Source organism: Mesorhizobium sp. M0830 (genome assembly GCF_040319965.1).
Lineage (GTDB): Bacteria > Pseudomonadota > Alphaproteobacteria > Rhizobiales > Rhizobiaceae > Mesorhizobium.
Genome location: NZ_JAMYOR010000001.1, coordinates 158,691 through 177,512 on the forward strand (window position 1 = coordinate 158,691; position 18,822 = coordinate 177,512).

An 18,822-nucleotide genomic window follows, 5' to 3' on the forward strand; every position below is an offset into this window, starting at 1 on the left:
ACTGGCGAGTGAAAAACAAACCTGCAAAAAAACGCAAAAACTCTTGCCGATGCGCCATGCGTCAGCCCCTCCCTTTACCGGTCATTAACCCTAACAGGATGATAACGAACCCGATCCCTGATGTTTGCTGCGACGCCGCAGCGGCAAGTCGAAGGTACCTGTCCGGTCATGAAAAGCACTGCTCCCCTGTTTCGCGCTCTGCTTGCCGTGTCGATGCTTGCTGGCTGTTCCAGCTATCGGCCGACGCCGGCAGCCTTCCACGAGGTGCTTGATCAGCCCTATCGTCTTGGCGCCGGCGACCGCGTCCGCGTCACAGTGTTCGAGCAGGACGGGCTGACCAACACGTACAGCGTCGACCAATCCGGGTACCTCTCCTTCCCGCTTGTCGGCGCCATACCGGCACGTGGCCACACCGCGCAGCAGATGGAAAAGCAAATCGCCGACAAATTGCGGCAAGGCTATCTGCGCGATCCCGACGTTTCGGTCGAGATCGATCGCTACCGGCCGATCTTCGTCATGGGCGAAGTGGGTGCCGGCGGCCAATATTCCTATGTCCCCGGCCTAACTGTGCAGAAGGCAATCGCCATTGCCGGCGGCTTCACGCCGCGCGCCAACCAGGAAAGCGTCGACATCACTCGCGACATCAACGGCAAGGTGATGACCGGCCGCGTGGTCACCTCCGACCCGCTGCTGCCCGGCGATACCGTCTACGTCCGCGAACGCCTGTTCTGACGAACCACGTGGCGGACACCCTCAGGATCGTCCATTGCTTTCGCTCACCCGTCGGGGGAATTTTCCGCCATGTGCGCGACCTGACCGAGGCGCAGGTCGCTGCCGGGCATTCCGTCGGCATCGTTTGCGATTCGACGACGGGCGGCGAGTTCGAGGAACATCTGTTCGAGCAGATGAAGGACATGCTGGCGCTCGGCATCCATCGCACGCCGATGCAGCGCCATGTCGGCCCGGGCGACCTTGCCTCGGCCTGGCGCACTTACAGGATCATCAAGGAATTGCGGCCGGACGTTTTGCACGGGCACGGCGCCAAGGGTGGCGCCTATGCCCGTCTGTTCGGCTCATTGTTGCGGGTATCAAGGTCTCGCGTAGCCCGCCTCTATTCGCCGCATGGCGGCTCTCTCCACTATGACGAGAACACGACCACCGGAAAGCTGTTCTTCGCGCTCGAGCGCTTCATGGCCCGCTTCACCGACTGCCTGCTGTTTGTCTCCGACTATGAGAGGCGAACCTATCGCCATAAGGTCGGCGAACCGCCCATTCCCAACACCCTTGTCTACAACGGTCTGCGCGCCACCGAATTCGAGCCGGCGATCACCGAGCCCGACGCTGCCGATCTGCTCTATATCGGCATGATGCGCGACCTGAAGGGGCCGGATATCTTTATCGATGCTTTGGCGCTGGCCGGCCCCCAGTTCGGCCGCGCGCTGACCGCGGTCATGGTCGGACACGGCGACGACCTGCCGCGCTACCACGTGCAAGTAAAACGCCTGGGGCTTGAGCGTCATGTCCGCTTCCTGCCGCCGATGCCGGCCAGGGACGCCTTTGCACTGGCGGCGCTCGTCATCGTTCCCTCACGCGCCGAAGCCATGCCCTATATCGTGCTGGAAACGCTTGCCGCGGGAAAGCCGATGGTCGCCACCGCAGTCGGCGGCATTCCGGAGATCTTCGGCACGAGTTCCCCTGCGCTGATCCGGCCCGACCCGGTCGAGCTTGCCGACAAGATAGGCCAAGCGCTGGCCGACCCTGCTGCCTATATCAACCTGATGCCCGATGGCGCGAACCTCAAGGCGCGGTTCGGCGCCGATGTGATGGCCGCCGACATCGAAAAGGCCTACTTCGCAGCGCTCGACAGATAGCCGTTTCAAAACCACAGGTTGTTTCAAGGGTTTCTTAGCTCTCTTTTGCTATTCACCGTCGGGAAGCTTGCGGAAAGCCCCATGAACGAGATCGACCCCGCGCGCCGCTTTTCAGCAGAGGCGGTGCGTAAATTCGACGGCCCGGCCGATGGCGATACTCCCATCGGCATGAACGATGTCGCCCGCCAGGTCGCTACGCAGTACAGGCGCGATACGATGTCGCCGATCATGGTCAGCGGCGTCCTGCGCATGGTCGAATTCGGCTTGCTGCTGCTGTCTGGGCTCGCCGTCTATTTCCATTTTGTCGGGTTCTTCAACTATCTCGCCTGGCAGTATCCGCTGACGATCGCCGCCGCGTCTTTCCTGGCCGTGGTTCTGCTCGACGTTACCGACTGCTACCAGGTTGTTTCGCTGATGCGGCCGATCGCTAATTTCAGCCGCATCCTGCTGGCCTGGGCTGGTGCCTTCGCGCTGATGGCGTTGACCGCGTTCGCCATGAAGATGGCGCAAGACTATTCGCGCCTTTTGTTCGGCAGCTGGTTCGTCATCGGCTTCGTCCTCATCTTCGGCCTCAGGCTGGTGATGTCGAAGTTGATCCGGCGCTGGGCGCGCGATGGTCGCATGGAGCGGCGCGCCGTTATCGTCGGCGGCGGCAAGGCGGCGGAAATCCTGATCCGCTCGGTCGAAAAGCAGCCCTACAACGACATCCGCATCTGCGGCATCTTCGACGATCGCGGCGACAAGCGCTCGCCGCCCATCGTCGCCGGCTATCCGAAGCTCGGCACCATCTCGGAACTGATCGAATTCGCCCGCATCGCCCGCATCGACATGCTGATCGTGTCGCTGCCGCTGACCGCGGAATCGCGCGTGTTGCAGCTGCTGAAGAAACTATGGGTGCTACCGGTCGACATCCGGCTGTCGGCGCATTCCAACGCGCTGCAATTTCGCCCGCGCGCCTATTCCTACATCGGCTCGGTGCCGATGCTCGATATTTTCGACAAGCCTATCAACGATTGGGATTCAGTCGCCAAGCGCGCCTTCGATATCGTCTTCAGTCTCATCGGCATCGTCGTGTTCTCGCCGGTGATGCTGGCGACCGCCATCGCCATCAAGCTGGACAGCAAGGGGCCGGTGCTGTTCCACCAGAAGCGGCACGGTTTCAACAACGAGATCATCGAGGTCTACAAGTTCCGTTCGATGTATACGGACAAGGCCGACCCGACCGCCAAGCAGACGGTGACCAAGAACGACCCGCGCGTCACCCGCGTCGGCCGCTTCATCCGCAAGACCTCGATCGACGAGTTGCCGCAGTTCTTCAACTCGCTCTTGGGTTCGCTGTCGCTTGTCGGTCCGCGCCCGCATGCCATCGCGGCGCAGTCGCACAACCTGCTCTACAACGAAGTGGTCGACGGCTATTTCGCGCGCCATAAGGTCAAGCCCGGTGTCACCGGCTGGGCGCAGATCAATGGCTGGCGCGGCGAGATGGACACCAACGAGAAGATCCGCATGCGGACGGAGTACGACCTCTATTACATCGAGAACTGGTCGCTGCTGTTCGACTTGCGCATCCTGTTCCTGACGCCGGTGCGGCTGCTCAACACGGAAAACGCCTATTGAGCGCGATCAGCCATGATTTGCCGCGCGCGGCGGTCAACGCCAAGCTGATCGCACTGGTCTCCTCATGCGCGGTCTTCCTCGGCATATTCCTGTCCGGCTTCGTCATCAGCGAACCGGCGCCCTACGAGCTCTACATGGCGGGGTTGATCGCCATCTGGGCCCTGTTCGGCCTCAGGGTGTCGCGTGCGGCAATGCCGCTCCTGGTGCTGCTGGTGACGATGAACATCGGCGGCATGATGGCGATGACGCAGATGTCGGATCTCGCCACCACGCCGCTCTATCTCGCCGTCTCGTTGTTTCTTGCCTTCACCGCCGTGTTTTTCGCCTCGGTGACGGCGGTGCAACCTAGCCTCTACCGGCTGATCTTCGTCGCCTATGTCGTGTCGGCGGTGATAACCTCGCTGCTTGGCATTTCCGGCTATTTCCACGCCTTTCCGGGCGCGGAGATGTTCACCAAATACGACCGCGCCGCCGGCGCTTTCCAGGATCCGAACGTGTTCGGACCATTCCTGGTGCTGCCCGGCATCTATCTGCTCTATCTGCTATTGACCGGACCGGTCACACGTATGCCGCTGTTGGCAGTGCCGCTGCTGATCATCACGGCGGGCATCTTCTTTTCCTTCTCGCGCGGCGCCTGGGGCATGTTCGCCGTCTCGGCTGTCCTGCTCACCGGCTGCCTCTTCCTGCAGAGCGCCAGCGGCATGTTCCGGCTGCGCGTGGTGGTGATGACGATCGCCGCGCTGGCACTGCTGGTCGTCGCCATGATCGTCATCCTACAGCTGCCCGGCGTCTCGGAAATGTTCTCCAACCGCGCCCATCTCGAGCAGAGCTACGACACCGCTCGCCTCGGCCGCTTCGCCCGCTACGGGATCGGCTTCCAGATGGCGATGGAGCATCCGTTCGGCATCGGCCCGCTGGTCTTCGGCAAGATTTTTGGCGAGGACACCCACGACATCTGGCTGAAGATGCTGATGGACTATGGCTGGCTCGGCTTCGTGTCGTTCCTCGCGCTCGTCTTATGGACGATATCAGCCGGCTTCCGAATCCTGCTGCGCGACCGGCCGTGGCAGCCCTATCTCCTGTGCGCCTATGTCGCCTTCATCGGCAATATCGGGCTCGGCACCTTCATCGACATCGACCACTGGCGCCACGTCTACCTGCTGCTCGGCCTGATCTGGGGCGCCATCGCGCTGGAATACCGCCATCAGCGGCTGTTGCGGCCTGCCCGGGTTCAAGCAAGAAGCTAAAGGCCTAACCGATTGGAACTTTGGCTGATCTGGCCGGATTCCAGCCAATGCGGACTCGGGGGAAGTCCTGCTTCAAAATGGTCGGAGTGGCCGGATTCGAACCGACGACCCCTTGACCCCCAGTCAAGTGCGCTACCGGGCTGCGCTACACTCCGGACCGGTCGCGATGTATCGTGATAACCCCGGTCGGGTCAACCGAAATTCGGCGCCTATCATGCCGGTACGATCGCGGCTGCCGGCGAGCCCTGCAATACCGGGCCTGACCTACCCTTGGCAGACATCGACCCACTCAGCACCGGTAAGATCGATCATACGCTGTGGCGCGATCCGCACCGCGGCATTGGTGGCGCCTGCGGCCGGCACGACCTCGTCGAAATCGCGCAGCGATACATCACAGAAAGTCGGCAGTGGCGCCGGCAGGCCGAACGGGCAGACACCGCCGACTGGATGGCTCGTCGCTTCGACAACCTCAGCGGCGTCGAGCATGCGCGGCTTGCCGCCGAACTGGTCCTTGAACTTGCGGTTGTCCAGCCTGGCGATACCGCTGGTCACCACCAGCATGGTGCGATCACCGACGCGCAGGCAGATCGTCTTGGCGATCTGCGCCGGCAGCACGCCATGCGCCTCCGCCGCCAAGGTCACCGTCGCCGAACTCGCTTCCGTGACGATGACATCGATGTCGGGTGCGCGGGTGGCGAAGAAGGCACGAACGGATTCCAGGCTCATCGTCAAATCCATGATTCAAAAGTTGATGAACGGCAGAGTGACTTCCAGCGGATTTTGGCCGCCGCGCGTATGAACACGCGCGACACACAAATCGGCAAGCCCCAGACTGAAGCGAACGCAGCGGCAGGTACAAAGAACCCGCCAAGGAGGCCTTGGCGGGTTCCTTGGAACACCTGGTGCAGATTATGACAGGGATCGACCTTGCGCGGCCGGCGTTGGCACGGCCGGCGTGATCAGGGCCTCCTGGGGAAGTCGAAGCGCGGACACAATACGACGCAGCTTCAACGGATCGGTCACCTTGCCGCTCTCGATATCCTCAATCTCGTCGACCGCCAGACCGCACGTCAGGGAAAGCTTTTCCACGCTGTAGCCGCGGGCCTCCCGCATCGCTCTGAGGGTGCTGTAATCAGGCCCGCTCCCGTTGATTGCCGATTCGGGGCGGGCTTCGCTTTTTGCATTATGGGGCATTGGCAACTCCATGACTGAAAGGTTTGATCAAATGAGGAGTGTTGCCTGAGACGACCGGGAAGATGCCCGCTCGCCAGCGATTTGCCAAGAGCCAAACGGACCGTCACGGGATCGTGAACCAGCCGCCTGCGAGGCGCGGCGTTTCGGCCCTGGCGATGATGACGGCGGCGGCCCTGGATTGCGCAGAAACAGTCCGGAAACAAGATTCTACAATCGGGAGATACTGACGAAAAAATTCAGGGGCGTAATCCCATTCGCAGCGATCGGATCACCGACCCGATGACCTGCTAAAAAGGAAACGATCCATGAAGAAGTCCCTTCTCTCTGCCCTCGGGCTTGCAGTTGCACTTGCTTTCACGGTGCCGGTGATCGGCGCAACGAGCGCGGATGCGGCCCCGATGGCAAGACATCATCGCCATCACCATCATCGTCACCACCACCACCCTGTTTGCCACCATGGGATGCATCGCCGCCATCACGTTCATCACCACCACATGAAGAAGATGATGAGGAAGGCCTACTAAGCATGCCAACCAGAAGACCGGCCTTGGCTACTTGTTCAAGGCTGGTCTCCTCTTGGCACTGCGGCGCGACACGATGCGGGCGCGTCGATTTCGTCGAACGACAGCGTCGGGGATCTTCAGCATCCGAATGACCGGGCCTACTCCTCAGCGCCGGCTGAACAGCAGGCTGGCGACGAGGCCAACCACCACAAGGCCGACCGCAGCGGCTACCGCCGGATGATCGCGGGCCGACTTCTCTATCACTCTGCCCCGTTTGCGGATTGCCGGCATGGCATCGCGCAGACGTTCGGCAAGATCGGAATAGGTGTCGAGCGCGGCATCGCGACCGTCCTCGTAGTAGGCACCGCCTCGCTTGGCCACTGCCTTTCTCAGGCTGGCCAATTCCTTGGTCAGAGCCGCGACCTGTCTGTCGATATCCATGCCAGAGAGGGTCGAAGATGATGCCATGATGTGTTTCCTTCACGTTTAGAAGGAAGCGTAACGCCTCATCGGAAGACGGGTTCCGGTTTTCGAAATATCGATATCGCTTCGGGCAGCTCTATCTCTTTGTTTTTACGCAATTTCCAAGGGAAAGCGCTATGCGCTTTTCCCGGGAAAACCGTTTCACACTTCTCCTGGAACTGCTTTAGCGCACCTGGTCAAGCAGGCGCTTGCATTCCAGAAGGTCGAACAGCGCTTCCTGCAGCAGCGCGCGATTGTCGCGCGAGAGTTTCGACGCGTCCGGCTGCACCGGACCGTCCTCGTCGCTCTTGCCAAGGCCGAAAAAGCGGCGGCTGGGTTTGACGCGCGGCTGGCCAACCAGTTCGTCGTCCATGCCGCGCGGCTGGGCCGCGGGAGTCAACGGCACTTGATCGGCCTGCTTTCGCTGCGAGATCGCCTCGACGGCCGCCATGTCGCCACTGCCGATGGCGACCAGGAAATGGTTGCCGTTCTCGCGCAACAGCTTCTGCACGCCCTTGATGGTATAGCCCTGGTCGTAGAGCATGTGGCGGATGCCCTTGATCAGTTCGACATCCTGCGGCCGATAGTAACGACGACCGCCGCCGCGCTTCATCGGCTTGATCTGGGTGAAACGCGTTTCCCAGAAGCGCAGCACATGCTGCGGCAAATCGAGATCCTCAGCGACCTCGCTGATGGTACGAAAGGCGTCGGGGCTCTTGTCCATGGGCGAATCCTCACGCTGGACGATGATCCGGCTTGTCCTGCCGAATCGGGTCTCATTTCAGCGGTTTATGAAGCAATATTCAAGCCCGGCGTCATGGCGGCGGCGGTTTTCAACCGCGCGATGGTCTACTTGCCGCTTTTGGCCTTGCCGCTTTGGTGGGAGCGCAAGATACGGTTCTTCAGGACGTTCGACGACTTGAAGGTCATCACCCGGCGCGGCAGGATCGGCACTTCTTCGCCGGTCTTCGGATTGCGGCCGATGCGCTCGTTCTTGGAGCGAACGTGGAACGTCGCGAAGGACGACAGCTTCACCGTCTCGCCACGGACGATCGCCTCGCAGATTTCGTCCAGCACCGCTTCGACGAGTTCGGCCGATTCAGTGCGCGACAGGCCGACCTTCCGGTAAACCGCCTCGGCAAGGTCGGCGCGCGTAAGTGTCTTTCCCCCCATCCGACCGTCCCATCAGCTCAAAACATAAAATTCGGCACAACAACGATAGAGCCTAAGTAATTGATCCGGCAAGGTCAAGGACCGAAACCGGACCGTTTGGCACTTACCAGCGAACCAGGACCGCACCCCAGGTGAAGCCGCCACCCATGGCCTCCAGAAGCACCAGATCGCCCTTCTTGATGCGGCCGTCCGCGACGGCCACCGAAAGCGCCAGGGGCACGGAAGCAGCCGAGGTGTTACCGTGCAAATCGACCGTGACCACCACCTTTTGCTCGGCTATCCCGAGCTTCTTGGCGGAAGCGTCAATAATTCGTTTATTGGCCTGGTGCGGCACGAACCAATCGAGGTCATCGGCGGTGATGCCGGCTTGCGCGAACGTCGCTTCGATGACGTCGGTAATCATGCCCACCGCATGCTTGAAGACTTCGCGGCCCTCCATTCGGAGGTGGCCGACGGTGCCCGTGGTCGACGGCCCGCCGTCGACGAAAAGCTTGTCCTTGTGAGTACCGTCCGAGCGCAGGCTGGCCGCCAGCACGCCACGGTCGGCGATTGCGCCAGTCCCCTCGCCGGCTTCCACGACCACGGCACCGGCGCCGTCGCCGAACAGCACGCAGGTCGAGCGGTCGCTCCAGTCGAGGATGCGCGAGAACGTTTCCGAGCCGATGACCAGGACGCGCTTGGCGAGGCCGCCGCGGATGTAGAGATCGGCGGTGGCCACGGCATAGACAAAGCCCGAGCAGACCGCCTGCAGATCGAAGGCAAAGCCGTGATGCATGCCGAGCCGGTTCTGGATATCGACAGCGGTGGCCGGGAAGGTGTTGTTGGGCGTCGAGGTCGCCAGCACGACCAGATCGATGTCGGCAGGCGTTAGACCCGCATTGGCAAGTGCTGCGCGCGCCGCCGCCTCACCGAGCGAAGCCGTGGTCTCGTCATCCCCAGCGATATGGCGCTGGCGAATGCCGGTGCGCTGCGCGATCCACTCGTCGGATGTTTCGACCATGCCTTCGAAATCGGCATTCTTCATGATTCTGCGGGGCAGCGCGGCGCCCGTGCCGCGCACGACTGATCTGATCAAAGTTCTTTCCTATTCCTTTGCGTCGGTAACGACGTCGGATTTCCTGTTTGCCTGGGCATGCGGGTTGCGCGCATGGAACAGGTGGAGGTCGGCCTCGATGCGGTCGAGCAGATTGTTGCGCACCATATCATAGCCAAGCTCGATCGCCGCGGCGAAGCCGTCCGAATCGGCACCGCCGTGGCTTTTCACCACGATGCCGTTCAGTCCAAGGAAGACGCCGCCGTTGGAGCGGCCGACATCCATCTTTTCGCGCAGGCGATCGAAAGCGCCCTTGGCGAAAATGTAGCCGATCCTGGCCATCAGCGTCCGGCTCATCGCCGCGCGCAGATAACCACTGATCTGGCGCACCGTGCCTTCCGCCGTTTTCAGCGCGATGTTGCCGGCAAAGCCTTCGGTGACGACAACGTCGACCACGCCCTTGCCGATGTCGTCGCCCTCGACGAAACCATGATAGTTCATCGAGGCCATGTTGGCTTCGCGCAGCATGCGCCCGGCCTCCTTGACCTCTTCCTGGCCCTTGATCTCCTCAACCCCCACATTGAGCAGGCCAACGGTCGGCCTGGCGACGCCGAAGACCGAGCGCGCCATGCCGGTGCCCAGAATGGCAAAGTCGATCAGCTGGTGCGCATCGGCGCCGATGGTGGCGCCAACGTCCAACACCACGCTTTCGCCCCGCAATGTCGGCCACAGGGCCGCGATCGCCGGGCGATCGATGGTGGCCATGGTGCGCAGGCAGAATTTCGACATCGCCATCAGCGCGCCGGTGTTGCCGGCGGAAATGCAGGCGTCCGCCGTGCCGGCCTTGACCGCTTCCACCGCCTTCCACATCGACGACTTCCAGCGGCCCTGGCGCAGCGCCTGGCTCGGCTTGTCGTCCATCCTGACCGCTACCTCGCAATGGAAGAACTCGGTGACCGCTGCGAGCTTCGGAAATTTGGCGAGTTCCGGGCGCACGACCTCCTCACGCCCGAAGATGACGAAGCGGATGTCGGGACGGCGGGTCGCGACGGTCATGAGCGCCGGAATGACCACGGCTGGTCCGTGATCGCCGCCCATGGCATCGATGGAAATCCTGATCACGCGGTATTTATCTCACGGTTAGGCGGCAGGTCGCTTCAGCGACCCCGAAGGTTCGGCGAAAATAACGGTTTTGGGCTGCCGCACAACCGGCTTTTCCGTCACGGGCGAGGTTTTCAGGATTTTCCCAGCAAGGATCGCAGTTTTTGCTGAAATTCATTCTCCGCCGGTTCGGTCTCGCTGCCGGCCGCCAGCGAGGCACCCTGCTTGCGCGGATAAGGGTCGATGGCCAGTCCGAAGTACTGTTCGGCAAGTGCCCCGACATCGATCGTGTCACCGGAAAACGTTTCGGGACTGTCAGGGCCTTCGGCGTCGAGCAGGATCTCGCCGCCACCCTCGAAACCCTGCCGTCCAAGCTTGGAGTCCTCAGGCAGCAACAGCGCTTCGACCGGTTCGTCGATATGCGCCTCGACGGGCTCGAGCGTGACGATACAGGCCTGGGTGATGTCGGCTTCGACGCGACCGCTGACCTTCACGCCATTGCGCTTCCATGACGCCACCAGAAGCTCGGCGCGATAGGATTCGACCGAAATCAGCCCGTGCTCCTCGGCCAGCGCTGCACGCTGTGCGGCATCGGCCTCGATAACCACCGGCAGACCCTTCTGCGGCAGGCGAGTGACGTTTGCGCGGAAGGATACCGGGCTTTGCAGGTCAACGTGCTTCATTGTTCAATCTCCCTTGGCGACGGGAAACGCCAGCGTGCCGGCGACAATCGATTCGGATGACTGCGCGGCCAGTTGATCGCGAGCATCGGTGACGTAGTTGGCAAGGAGCGATGCTTCCGGCCAGGCGCCGGAGTCGGGCCGGACATTGCGGGCAAGGGCTGCGGTGAGCCCGTTGCGGTCATTTCTTTCCAGCGCATCGTCATATGCGGCGGTTCGGCCATAAAACATCCTTGCCAACTTTTTCATGCGCTTGGGTACACCGACATCGCCAACGCCCAATTCCCGCAGCGAATGATCCACGTCGAGGAAGAACTCGTCGATCAGCACCTGGGCAGCCTCTTGCGCCACGCCACCCTCGCCGCGCAACCGGTGCTGGAACAGGAACATGTGCAGCGACAGCATCTCGAAACGGCCAAGCGGCGTGTCCGGCACATTCCAATGGGAATAAAACACGGTCTGCCGCGCGGCCGCCACGATTTGTGCGTAAAGCGCCTCGGTGATAGCGCGGTTGGCGTGGCGTTCGCGGCCAAAAAGGCGCTGGAACATTGGGGATGGTCTCCTGGGGACCGTTTGTTGAAGTGGCCTTGTTGCATCGGCAAGCAAGCTGGTTTACCGGTTTCGCGGCCCAGCGCAAGTTGCGGCCAGCTAATGGAGTTGTTGTTGCGCGCGCTGAATTTCAAGTCGACCTACTCGTCCAGGCCCGCCGGCGCAATCTCGCTGCTGGTTATCATTTCGGCGCTTTCCGCCTGCCACACCTCCAAGATGATCGGTGACCTCAGCCCGAGCGAGACGCTGACGCAAGGGTATGTCATCGACCAGCAGGCAATCGATTCGGTGCCCGTCGGTTCAAGCCGCGAGCAGGTGCTGCTGGCGCTCGGCACGCCGTCGACGACGGCGACCTTCGACAATGAGGCATTCTACTACATTTCGCAGACGCGCAAGCGCTACGTGGCCTTCGACAAGCCGAGGCTCATCGACCAGAAGGTGCTGGCGGTCTATTTCGGCGCCGACGGCCGCGTCACCCAGATCGCCAAATATGGCTTGAAGGACGGCAAGATTTTCGACTTCATCTCGCGCACCACACCGACCGGCGGCAAGGACCAGAACTTCCTCAGCCAGATCATCAACGGCGCCAGCAAGCTGGCCCCCGGCGTTCCCGGCGGCGGCACTCCCTGATCTCAGACCGCCTTCCCTTGAGGAGGGCAGCACCATCTCAGGCGACCAAAAACCCGCGGGAGCGATCCTGCGGGTTTTTGTTGTGGCCACGGTCAAGGCGAGACGGCGGTATGCTCGCCAAACAGAATTGGGGTGGCCGACAGTCGAGACGCCGGCCAGGCTTGGACGCTTGCGTTATCGCGAACGCAGCGAAGGCCGGGCCAAGAAGAAGCACTGAGGGATCGGCGTCGTTATCGTTCAATAGCAAAACCCGCGGGATCGCTCCCGCGGGTTTTGTTTCGACCAATGCTCTTCGATCAGCCGTGCGCGAGTACGGCCAGCAGCAGGAGAGCCACGATGTTGGTGATCTTGATCGCCGGGTTGACGGCCGGGCCAGCGGTGTCCTTGTAGGGATCGCCGACCGTGTCGCCGGTCACCGAAGCCTTGTGCGCCTCGGAGCCCTTGCGGTGCTTGACGCCGTCCTTGTCGACGAAGCCGTCCTCGAAGGACTTCTTGGCGTTGTCCCAGGCGCCGCCACCCGAGGTCATCGAGATAGCGACGAACAGGCCGTTGACGATGACGCCGAGCAGCGAGGCTCCCAGCGCTGCAAAGGCGGACGCCTTCGAGCCCGAGATCAGCAGCACGCCGAAATAGACGACGAGCGGCGCCAGCACCGGCAGCAGAGACGGGATGATCATTTCCCGGATCGCCGCCTTTGTCAGAAGATCGACCGCGCGGGCGTAGTTCGGCTTGGAGGTGCCGGCCATGATGCCCGGATCCTCGCGGAACTGCTTGCGCACCTCCTCGACGATGGCGCCGGCCGCACGGCCGACAGCCGTCATGGCGATGCCGCCGAACAGATACGGGATCAGGCCGCCGAAGATCAGACCGGCGACGACGTAAGGGTTGGAGAGATCGAAGGAGATCTCGCCCATGCCCTGGAAGTAGGGATATTTGTCGCCATTGGCGGCAAAGAACTTCAGGTCGTTCGAATAAGCGGCGAACAGCACCAGCGCGCCGAGGCCGGCCGAACCGATGGCGTAGCCCTTGGTCACCGCCTTGGTGGTGTTGCCGACCGCGTCGAGCGCGTCGGTGGAGTGGCGCACTTCCTTGGGCAGGCCGGCCATTTCAGCGATGCCGCCGGCATTGTCGGTGACCGGGCCAAAGGCGTCGAGCGCAACGATCATGCCGGCAAGGCCGAGCATCGTCGTGACCGCGATCGCCGTGCCATAGAGCCCGGCGAGCTGATAGGTCGAGATGATGCCGCCGACGATGACGATCGCCGGCAGTGCCGTCGATTCCAGCGAGACCGCAAGGCCCTGGATGACGTTGGTGCCGTGACCGGTCACCGACGCCTGGGCAATGGAGTTGACCGGGCGCTTGTTGGTGCCGGTGTAGTATTCGGTGATCACGACGATGAGACCGGTCACCGCGAGGCCGATCAGGCCGCAGATGAACAGGTTCTTGCCGGTGATGACCATGCCGGCGACAGTGCCGATCTCGCCCCAGCCAAGGCATACGGAGGTTGCGACGCCGAGACCGACGACGGACAACAGGCCGGTGACGATCAGGCCCTTGTAGAGGGCGCCCATGATCGAGCCGTTGGAGCCGAGCTTGACGAAGAAAGTGCCGACGATCGAGGTCAGGATGCAGGCGCCGCAAATGGCGAGCGGATAGAGCATCGCAGCACCCAGAACGGCGGTGCCGCCAAAGAAGATGGAGCCGAGAACCATGGTGGCGACAACGGTCACCGCATAGGTTTCGAACAGGTCGGCGGCCATGCCGGCGCAGTCGCCGACATTGTCGCCGACATTGTCGGCGATGGTGGCCGGGTTGCGCGGATCATCCTCGGGAATACCGGCTTCGACCTTGCCGACGAGATCGCCGCCGACATCGGCGCCCTTGGTGAAGATGCCGCCGCCGAGACGGGCGAAGATCGAGATCAGCGACGCGCCGAAGCCGAGCGAGACCAGCGAGTCGATGACGATGCGGTCATCGGGCTGAAGGCCCAAGAAGTGAGTCAGGACAAGGTAGTAGATCGACACGCCAAGCAAGGCCAGGCCAGCAACGAGCATGCCGGTGATGGCGCCCGACTTGAACGCGATGTCGAGGCCGGCAGCGAGGCTGTTTGATGCGGCCTGAGCCGTCCGAACGTTGGCGCGAACGGAGACATGCATGCCGATGAAGCCGGCGGAGCCCGAAAGCACTGCACCGATCAGGAAGCCGACCGCGGCAGTGATGGACAGCAACCACCAGGCGAGCACGAGGACGACGACGCCAACGATGGCGATGGTGGTGTACTGACGCGCCAGATAGGCTTGTGCGCCCTCGCGGATGGCCGCGGAGATTTCCTGCATGCGTGCATTGCCCTGATCGGCCGCAAGGACCGAACGTGTCGCCCAGATGGCGTAAAGGATTGAAAGCAGGCCGCAGGCGATGACGGCGGAGATAATTGTCATTGCCGGATTTTCCTCGATTGATGGCCCAAAAGAACCCCTCCCTGGGCCGTTGAGACAAAGATCGGATTCCGCGCACGGAATCCGCCTCTTCGCAGCGGTGTATGCGAAACAGGGCTGCGAACGTCAAGATATTGTTCGGTTTTTGCCCGGCTTTCGCCCAAATGGTTTGGACCAAGCGATGACCTGCCGTCAGTACCCTCCTATTAGATCGATTGAAATTGGCCCCTGACGCAGCACGAGGCTACTCTGCCTCCCGGCCCATGCGGCGCGCCGTGTAACGCTCGATCGCCGACAGGCCGTCATAGATCAGGACGGCCAGGGCCGCCACGATCAGGCCGCCCTGCAGGACGAAGGCGAGGTTGTTCGACAACAGCCCGGCGATGATCACTTCGCCGAGGGTCCTGGCGGCCACCGTCGAGCCGATGGTGGCGGTGGCAAGGCTGATCACCACCGACAGTCTGATGCCGCCGAGGATGATCGGGGCGCTGAGCGGCAGCTCGACCTTGGTGAGCCTTTGCCAGCCGGTCATGCCGGCACCGCGCGCCGCCTCGACGACATTGGCCGGCAGCGTCGTCAGGCCGGTCAGCGCATTTTCGAAGATCGGCAGCAGGCCGTAGAGAAACAGCGCGATCAGGGTCGGCCTCTCGCCGAAGCCGACGGCCGGCACGGCAAGCGCCAGTACCGCCACCGGCGGAAAGGTCTGGCCGATGTTGACCAGGCTGCGCGACAGCGGCAGGAATTCGGCGCCGGCCGGCCTGGTGACCAGGATGGCAAGCGCTACAGCGATGATGGTCGCGGCCACGGTGGCGATCAGGACGGTGCGCAAATGCAGCAATGTCAGCGTCAGCAGGCTGCCCTGGTTGTAGATTACCGGCGCGTTGTTCTCTGTCAGCGGCTTCAGCAGCGGCTCGAACCAGCCGGGATTGGTGACGAAAGCAACGAGCAGCACCACCAAGGCTAGCCTGAGCAGCGATGGAGGCCAGGCCTTCATGCCGGCCTCGCCGCGCGTTTCACCAGACCGTCGACCGTGACGCGGCCAAGCGGCTTGCCGTCGGCGCCTTTGACGGGCAGCGCCGGCCTGCCTGACCACAGCAATTCAGCCAGTGCATCGCGCTGGCTGGCGTCGCCGGGGATCGCTTCGCCTTCGGCGGCGCCTTTCTCCACGGCGTCGCGCACGCGGCCGAGAGACAGCAACCGGAACGGCCGCTCGCTGGCGCCGACCAGGGTTTCGACGAAGGCGCTTGCCGGCTTCGCCAGGATTTCGGCGGGCTTTGCGTATTGCACAAGCTTGCCGGCGTCCATCACCGCAATCTTGTCGCCCAAATGCACGGCCTCTTCCATATCGTGCGTGACGAGGATGATGGTGGTGCCGAAGCGCTTCTGGATCGCCAGCAGATCCTCTTGCGCCTTGGTGCGGATGATCGGGTCCAGCGCGCCGAACGGTTCGTCCATCAACAGCACGTTGGGCTCGGCGGCGAGCGCGCGGGCAACGCCGACGCGCTGCTGCTGGCCGCCGGACAGTTCGTGCGGATAGCGCGGCCCGAAGACTTCGGGATCGAGCTGGTAAAGCGTCATCAGTTCGTCGACGCGGGCCTTGATGCGGTCTTTGTCCCAGCCGAGCAGCACCGGCACGGTGGCAATGTTCTGCGCCACCGTACGATGCGGAAACAGGCCGTGGCCCTGGATCGCGTAGCCGATGCTGCGGCGCAGTTCGTAACCGGGCAGCGAACGATTGTCGGCGCCGTCGAGCTTGATGATGCCCGAGGTCGGTTCGACCAGCCGGTTGATCATGCGCAGGAGCGTCGTCTTGCCCGATCCGGACGTGCCGACGATAACGGCGATGGTGCGCGGCTCGATGACCATCGAGACATCATCGACCACCGTCGTTGCGTCGTAGCGCTTGGTAATGCCTTCGATCTCGATCATGCCGTTTCAACCCTGCGCTTGGTGGCGGTCATTTCGATCACCGCGTCGAGGACGATGGCGGCGGCGAAGGCGAGTGCCACCGTCGGCACCGCGCCGAGCAGCACAAGGTCCATCGCCGTCTGGCCGACACCCTGAAAGACGAACACGCCATAACCGCCGCCACCGATCAGAGCGGCAATGGTGGCAAGGCCGATGTTCTGCACCAAGACGATGCGGATGCCGGTGAGGATGACAGGAAAAGCCAGCGGAAACTCGACGCCGAACAGGCGCTGCCTCTCGGTCATGCCCATGCCGCGCGCGGCGTCGTTGGCGGCCCGCGGCACACCGGCGAGACCGACCACGGTGTTGGCCACAACCGGCAGCAGCGAATAAAGGAAAAGCGCGACGAAGGCGGGCGCGGTGCCGATGCCGCGAATGCCGAGGGCAGCAGCCCCCGGCACATGCGTGGCAACCCAGCCGAGCGGCGCGATCAGCAGGCCGAACAGCGCGATCGAGGGAATGGTCTGGATGATGTTGAGTACGTTGAGCACGCCGGCGCGCAGCCCTTCGACGCGATGGCAGAGGATGCCGAGCGGCAGGCCGACAACCACCGCGGCAAGCAGCGAACCAAGCGCCAGCGTCACGTGCTTGGAACCTTCGATCCAGAAACTGTCGGCGCGGTTGAAATATTCCTTCAGGATCGACAGATTGTCCCAGCTTCCCGAAATCAACAACAGACCGATCGCCAAAGCCGCGACCACGAGCGCGCCAACCCTCGCCCAGGGCGACAGATTCAGCCGTGTCAGCACGTCGGCGAGCAAGAGCGTGAAGGCAAAGATGAGACTCCAGAAACCGGAGGCCGGCGAAATTCTCGCAAAGGTGTTGCCCGCCGGCGTGAGAAATGTGCCGGCGACGCCGATCAGCAGCGCGAGTGCGGCAAGCGCCACCGCGCTGGCTGCCAGGCGCAGCGCGAGCGGTGTCCTGAACAGCGCGACAAGTGCCGCGGCGACTATGATGGCGAGCAGCATCGGCCCGGTCGCTGCCGGCAATGCCTCGATAATCGAGCGCGCCTGACCGGGGACGATGCGGTTGGCACGGAACGTGGCAAAGGGCGCCGCAAAAGCCGCGTAGGCTGATATCGCGGCGATCACCACGCCGAGCTTGTCGAAGCGGAGGGTCATGGCTGCCCCTCATGAGGAGCGATTTGCCACGTCTCGCAGCTCTCTCTGGGGATTAGCGAAAGCCGACGCGATATCCAATCTCCCCCCTTGCGGGGGAGATGGCCGGCAGGCCAGAGGGGGGTGTGAAGGATCGCCAACTTTCGAGCGGCTTGTTCAGAAGCAACCCTGTCGAGGCACGCACCTTTGACGGTTTGAGAGGTCGGCGGGGCAGCACCCCCCTCTGTCCTGCCGGACATCTCCCCCGCAAGTGGGGAGATCAGCAGCTTCCAGAGGGAGGTGCCTTGCACCGGTGTCACTATGAGCTAGGTGCAGACTATTTCAAAAACCCGTTCTTCTTGAGGAAGTCTTCGGCGACTCCCTTGACCGGCTCGCCGCCGACCTGCACGCGCCCGTTCAGTTCCTGCAGCGTGACGAGGTCGAGCTTGGCGAAGACCGGCTTCAGCAGCGTCTCGATCTCGGGGTGTTGTTTCAGCACCGCTTCGCGGATGATCGGCGCCGGCTGGTAGACCGGCTGGACGCCCTTGTCATCGTCGAGCACGACGAGGCCAGACGGCGCGATGCCGCCATCGGTGCCGTAGACCATGGCCGCGTTGGCGCCATTGGTCTGGTTGGCTGCCGCGGCGATGGTCGCCGCCGTGTCGCCGCCGGAGAGCGTGATCAGCTGGTCCGGCTTCAGTGTGAAGCCATAGGTGGTCTGGAACGCCGGAAGTGCTGCCGCCGAATTGACGAACTCGGCGGAAGCCGCCAGCACCACCTGACCGCCGCCCGCGACGTACCTGCCGAAGTCTGAAAGCGTGGCGAGCTTGTTGGTCTCGGCGACCTCCTTGCGCAGCGCAATCGCCCAGGTGTTGTTGGCGGGCGACGGCGACAGCCAGACGATCTTGTTGGCGTCATAGTCAAGCTTCTTGGCCGTCTCATAGGCCTTGGCGGCATCCTTCCACACAGGATCGTCGGCCTTCTCGAAGAAAAAGGCGGCGTTGCCGGTGTATTCGGGATAGATGTCGATCTCACCGGCGGTGATCGCCTTGCGCACCACTGGCGTGCCGCCGAGCTGGATGCGGTCTGATGTCTTGATGTTGTTGGCGTTGAGCACCAGCTGGATGATGTTGCCGAGCACGCCGCCCTCGGTGTCGATCTTCGAGGAGACAACTACCTGGGCACTGGCGGAAGCCGCCGTGATGCCGAGCGCCAATGCCGCGCCGGCCAGAACCTTGACTGAAAGCATCGTGAAAACCCCT

The 18,822-nt window shown here is 62.7% G+C and carries 19 protein-coding genes and 1 tRNA gene; 5 read left to right on the top strand and 15 right to left on the bottom strand.

Translation table 11 applies throughout. The annotated features are described in order from the left end of the window. The first annotated feature begins 168 nt into the window (after window positions 1-168). The 4 genes from NKI20_RS00640 (at window position 169) to NKI20_RS00655 (ending at window position 4,735) form a co-directional block, all read left to right on the top strand. Window positions 169-732: a polysaccharide biosynthesis/export family protein gene (locus tag NKI20_RS00640; protein WP_352605257.1), complete on the top strand. Its 564-nt coding sequence runs from the start codon at window positions 169-171 to the stop codon at window positions 730-732. Between the two features lie 8 nt (window positions 733-740). Beyond that, window positions 741-1,871 (top strand): glycosyltransferase family 4 protein, encoded by a 1,131-nt coding sequence (locus NKI20_RS00645; protein ID WP_352827405.1) that lies wholly within the window; start codon window positions 741-743, stop codon window positions 1,869-1,871. An 81-nt stretch (window positions 1,872-1,952) separates the two neighbouring features. Continuing rightward, window positions 1,953-3,488, top strand: a complete 1,536-nt coding sequence (locus NKI20_RS00650) for an undecaprenyl-phosphate glucose phosphotransferase (protein ID WP_352605253.1) — start codon at window positions 1,953-1,955, stop codon at window positions 3,486-3,488. After that, entirely contained in the window at window positions 3,485-4,735 is a 1,251-nt protein-coding gene (locus tag NKI20_RS00655; RefSeq protein WP_352827407.1) for an O-antigen ligase family protein, read from the top strand. Before NKI20_RS00650 ends, NKI20_RS00655 begins: the two co-directional genes overlap by 4 nt. A 78-nt stretch (window positions 4,736-4,813) precedes the next feature. Here NKI20_RS00655 and NKI20_RS00660 read toward each other — a convergent pair. From NKI20_RS00660 to NKI20_RS00705, 10 genes are all read right to left on the bottom strand, one after another. Beyond that, a tRNA-Pro gene (locus NKI20_RS00660) sits at window positions 4,814-4,890 on the bottom strand. Between the two features lie 109 nt (window positions 4,891-4,999). Beyond that, window positions 5,000-5,461: a YbaK/EbsC family protein gene (locus NKI20_RS00665; RefSeq protein WP_352605249.1), complete on the bottom strand. Its 462-nt coding sequence runs from the start codon at window positions 5,459-5,461 to the stop codon at window positions 5,000-5,002. Window positions 5,462-5,644: 183 nt separating this feature from the next. Next, entirely contained in the window at window positions 5,645-5,929 is a 285-nt protein-coding gene (locus NKI20_RS00670) for a helix-turn-helix domain-containing protein (protein WP_023759881.1), read from the bottom strand. Between the two features lie 668 nt (window positions 5,930-6,597). Next, the gene (locus tag NKI20_RS00675; protein ID WP_023759883.1) at window positions 6,598-6,900 is read right to left on the bottom strand and encodes a hypothetical protein; all 303 of its coding nucleotides are present in this window, start codon (window positions 6,898-6,900) and stop codon (window positions 6,598-6,600) included. Between the two features lie 178 nt (window positions 6,901-7,078). Continuing rightward, window positions 7,079-7,618 carry a MerR family transcriptional regulator gene (locus tag NKI20_RS00680; protein ID WP_023759884.1) on the bottom strand — a complete coding sequence of 180 codons (540 nt, stop codon included), beginning with the start codon at window positions 7,616-7,618 and terminating at the stop codon, window positions 7,079-7,081. 125 nt (window positions 7,619-7,743) lie between these two features. After that, complete coding sequence (locus tag NKI20_RS00685; RefSeq protein ID WP_023759885.1) at window positions 7,744-8,067, bottom strand: integration host factor subunit alpha; 324 nt, start codon at window positions 8,065-8,067, stop codon at window positions 7,744-7,746. Between the two features lie 103 nt (window positions 8,068-8,170). Continuing rightward, window positions 8,171-9,142 carry a beta-ketoacyl-ACP synthase III gene (locus NKI20_RS00690; RefSeq protein ID WP_023759886.1) on the bottom strand — a complete coding sequence of 324 codons (972 nt, stop codon included), beginning with the start codon at window positions 9,140-9,142 and terminating at the stop codon, window positions 8,171-8,173. Window positions 9,143-9,151: 9 nt separating this feature from the next. Next, complete coding sequence (gene plsX / locus NKI20_RS00695; protein ID WP_023759887.1) at window positions 9,152-10,222, bottom strand: phosphate acyltransferase PlsX; 1,071 nt, start codon at window positions 10,220-10,222, stop codon at window positions 9,152-9,154. A gap of 113 nt (window positions 10,223-10,335) precedes the next feature. Continuing rightward, window positions 10,336-10,884: a YceD family protein gene (locus NKI20_RS00700; protein WP_352605248.1), complete on the bottom strand. Its 549-nt coding sequence runs from the start codon at window positions 10,882-10,884 to the stop codon at window positions 10,336-10,338. A gap of 3 nt (window positions 10,885-10,887) precedes the next feature. Beyond that, a complete protein-coding gene (locus NKI20_RS00705; protein WP_352827411.1) occupies window positions 10,888-11,430 on the bottom strand; it encodes a ubiquinol-cytochrome C chaperone family protein in 543 nt (180 codons plus the stop codon). 114 nt (window positions 11,431-11,544) lie between these two features. Between NKI20_RS00705 and NKI20_RS00710 the strand changes: the two genes are divergently transcribed. Beyond that, on the top strand, window positions 11,545-12,060 hold the full coding sequence (locus tag NKI20_RS00710; protein WP_352605246.1) for an outer membrane protein assembly factor BamE: 516 nt from the start codon (window positions 11,545-11,547) through the stop codon (window positions 12,058-12,060). A gap of 296 nt (window positions 12,061-12,356) precedes the next feature. On the opposite strand, the gene NKI20_RS00715 is transcribed toward NKI20_RS00710, so the two are convergent. From NKI20_RS00715 to osmF, 5 genes are all read right to left on the bottom strand, one after another. Continuing rightward, entirely contained in the window at window positions 12,357-14,498 is a 2,142-nt protein-coding gene (locus NKI20_RS00715; protein WP_352605244.1) for a sodium-translocating pyrophosphatase, read from the bottom strand. 241 nt (window positions 14,499-14,739) lie between these two features. Further along, a complete protein-coding gene (locus tag NKI20_RS00720; RefSeq protein WP_352605242.1) occupies window positions 14,740-15,489 on the bottom strand; it encodes an ABC transporter permease in 750 nt (249 codons plus the stop codon). Further along, complete coding sequence (locus NKI20_RS00725; RefSeq protein ID WP_352605240.1) at window positions 15,486-16,424, bottom strand: ABC transporter ATP-binding protein; 939 nt, start codon at window positions 16,422-16,424, stop codon at window positions 15,486-15,488. The genes NKI20_RS00720 and NKI20_RS00725 overlap by 4 nt, the downstream gene beginning before the upstream one ends. After that, window positions 16,421-17,584: an ABC transporter permease gene (locus NKI20_RS00730; RefSeq protein ID WP_352605238.1), complete on the bottom strand. Its 1,164-nt coding sequence runs from the start codon at window positions 17,582-17,584 to the stop codon at window positions 16,421-16,423. The genes NKI20_RS00725 and NKI20_RS00730 overlap by 4 nt, the downstream gene beginning before the upstream one ends. A 313-nt stretch (window positions 17,585-17,897) precedes the next feature. Then, entirely contained in the window at window positions 17,898-18,809 is a 912-nt protein-coding gene (gene osmF, locus NKI20_RS00735) for a glycine betaine ABC transporter substrate-binding protein OsmF (RefSeq protein WP_352605236.1), read from the bottom strand. Between the last annotated feature and the right edge of the window lie 13 nt (window positions 18,810-18,822).

Coding starts and splice junctions, on each gene's coding strand:
- osmF (WP_352605236.1), bottom strand. CDS start 18,809: ATGCTTTCAGTCAAGGTTCTGGCCGGCGCGGCATTGGCGCTCGGCATC.
- NKI20_RS00725 (WP_352605240.1), bottom strand. CDS start 16,424: ATGATCGAGATCGAAGGCATTACCAAGCGCTACGACGCAACGACGGTG.
- NKI20_RS00700 (WP_352605248.1), bottom strand. CDS start 10,884: ATGAAGCACGTTGACCTGCAAAGCCCGGTATCCTTCCGCGCAAACGTC.
- NKI20_RS00715 (WP_352605244.1), bottom strand. CDS start 14,498: ATGACAATTATCTCCGCCGTCATCGCCTGCGGCCTGCTTTCAATCCTT.
- NKI20_RS00685 (WP_023759885.1), bottom strand. CDS start 8,067: ATGGGGGGAAAGACACTTACGCGCGCCGACCTTGCCGAGGCGGTTTAC.
- NKI20_RS00675 (WP_023759883.1), bottom strand. CDS start 6,900: ATGGCATCATCTTCGACCCTCTCTGGCATGGATATCGACAGACAGGTC.
- NKI20_RS00720 (WP_352605242.1), bottom strand. CDS start 15,489: ATGAAGGCCTGGCCTCCATCGCTGCTCAGGCTAGCCTTGGTGGTGCTG.
- NKI20_RS00680 (WP_023759884.1), bottom strand. CDS start 7,618: ATGGACAAGAGCCCCGACGCCTTTCGTACCATCAGCGAGGTCGCTGAG.
- NKI20_RS00705 (WP_352827411.1), bottom strand. CDS start 11,430: ATGTTCCAGCGCCTTTTTGGCCGCGAACGCCACGCCAACCGCGCTATC.
- NKI20_RS00670 (WP_023759881.1), bottom strand. CDS start 5,929: ATGCCCCATAATGCAAAAAGCGAAGCCCGCCCCGAATCGGCAATCAAC.
- NKI20_RS00650 (WP_352605253.1), top strand. CDS start 1,953: ATGAACGAGATCGACCCCGCGCGCCGCTTTTCAGCAGAGGCGGTGCGT.
- NKI20_RS00640 (WP_352605257.1), top strand. CDS start 169: ATGAAAAGCACTGCTCCCCTGTTTCGCGCTCTGCTTGCCGTGTCGATG.
- NKI20_RS00730 (WP_352605238.1), bottom strand. CDS start 17,584: ATGACCCTCCGCTTCGACAAGCTCGGCGTGGTGATCGCCGCGATATCA.
- NKI20_RS00665 (WP_352605249.1), bottom strand. CDS start 5,461: ATGAGCCTGGAATCCGTTCGTGCCTTCTTCGCCACCCGCGCACCCGAC.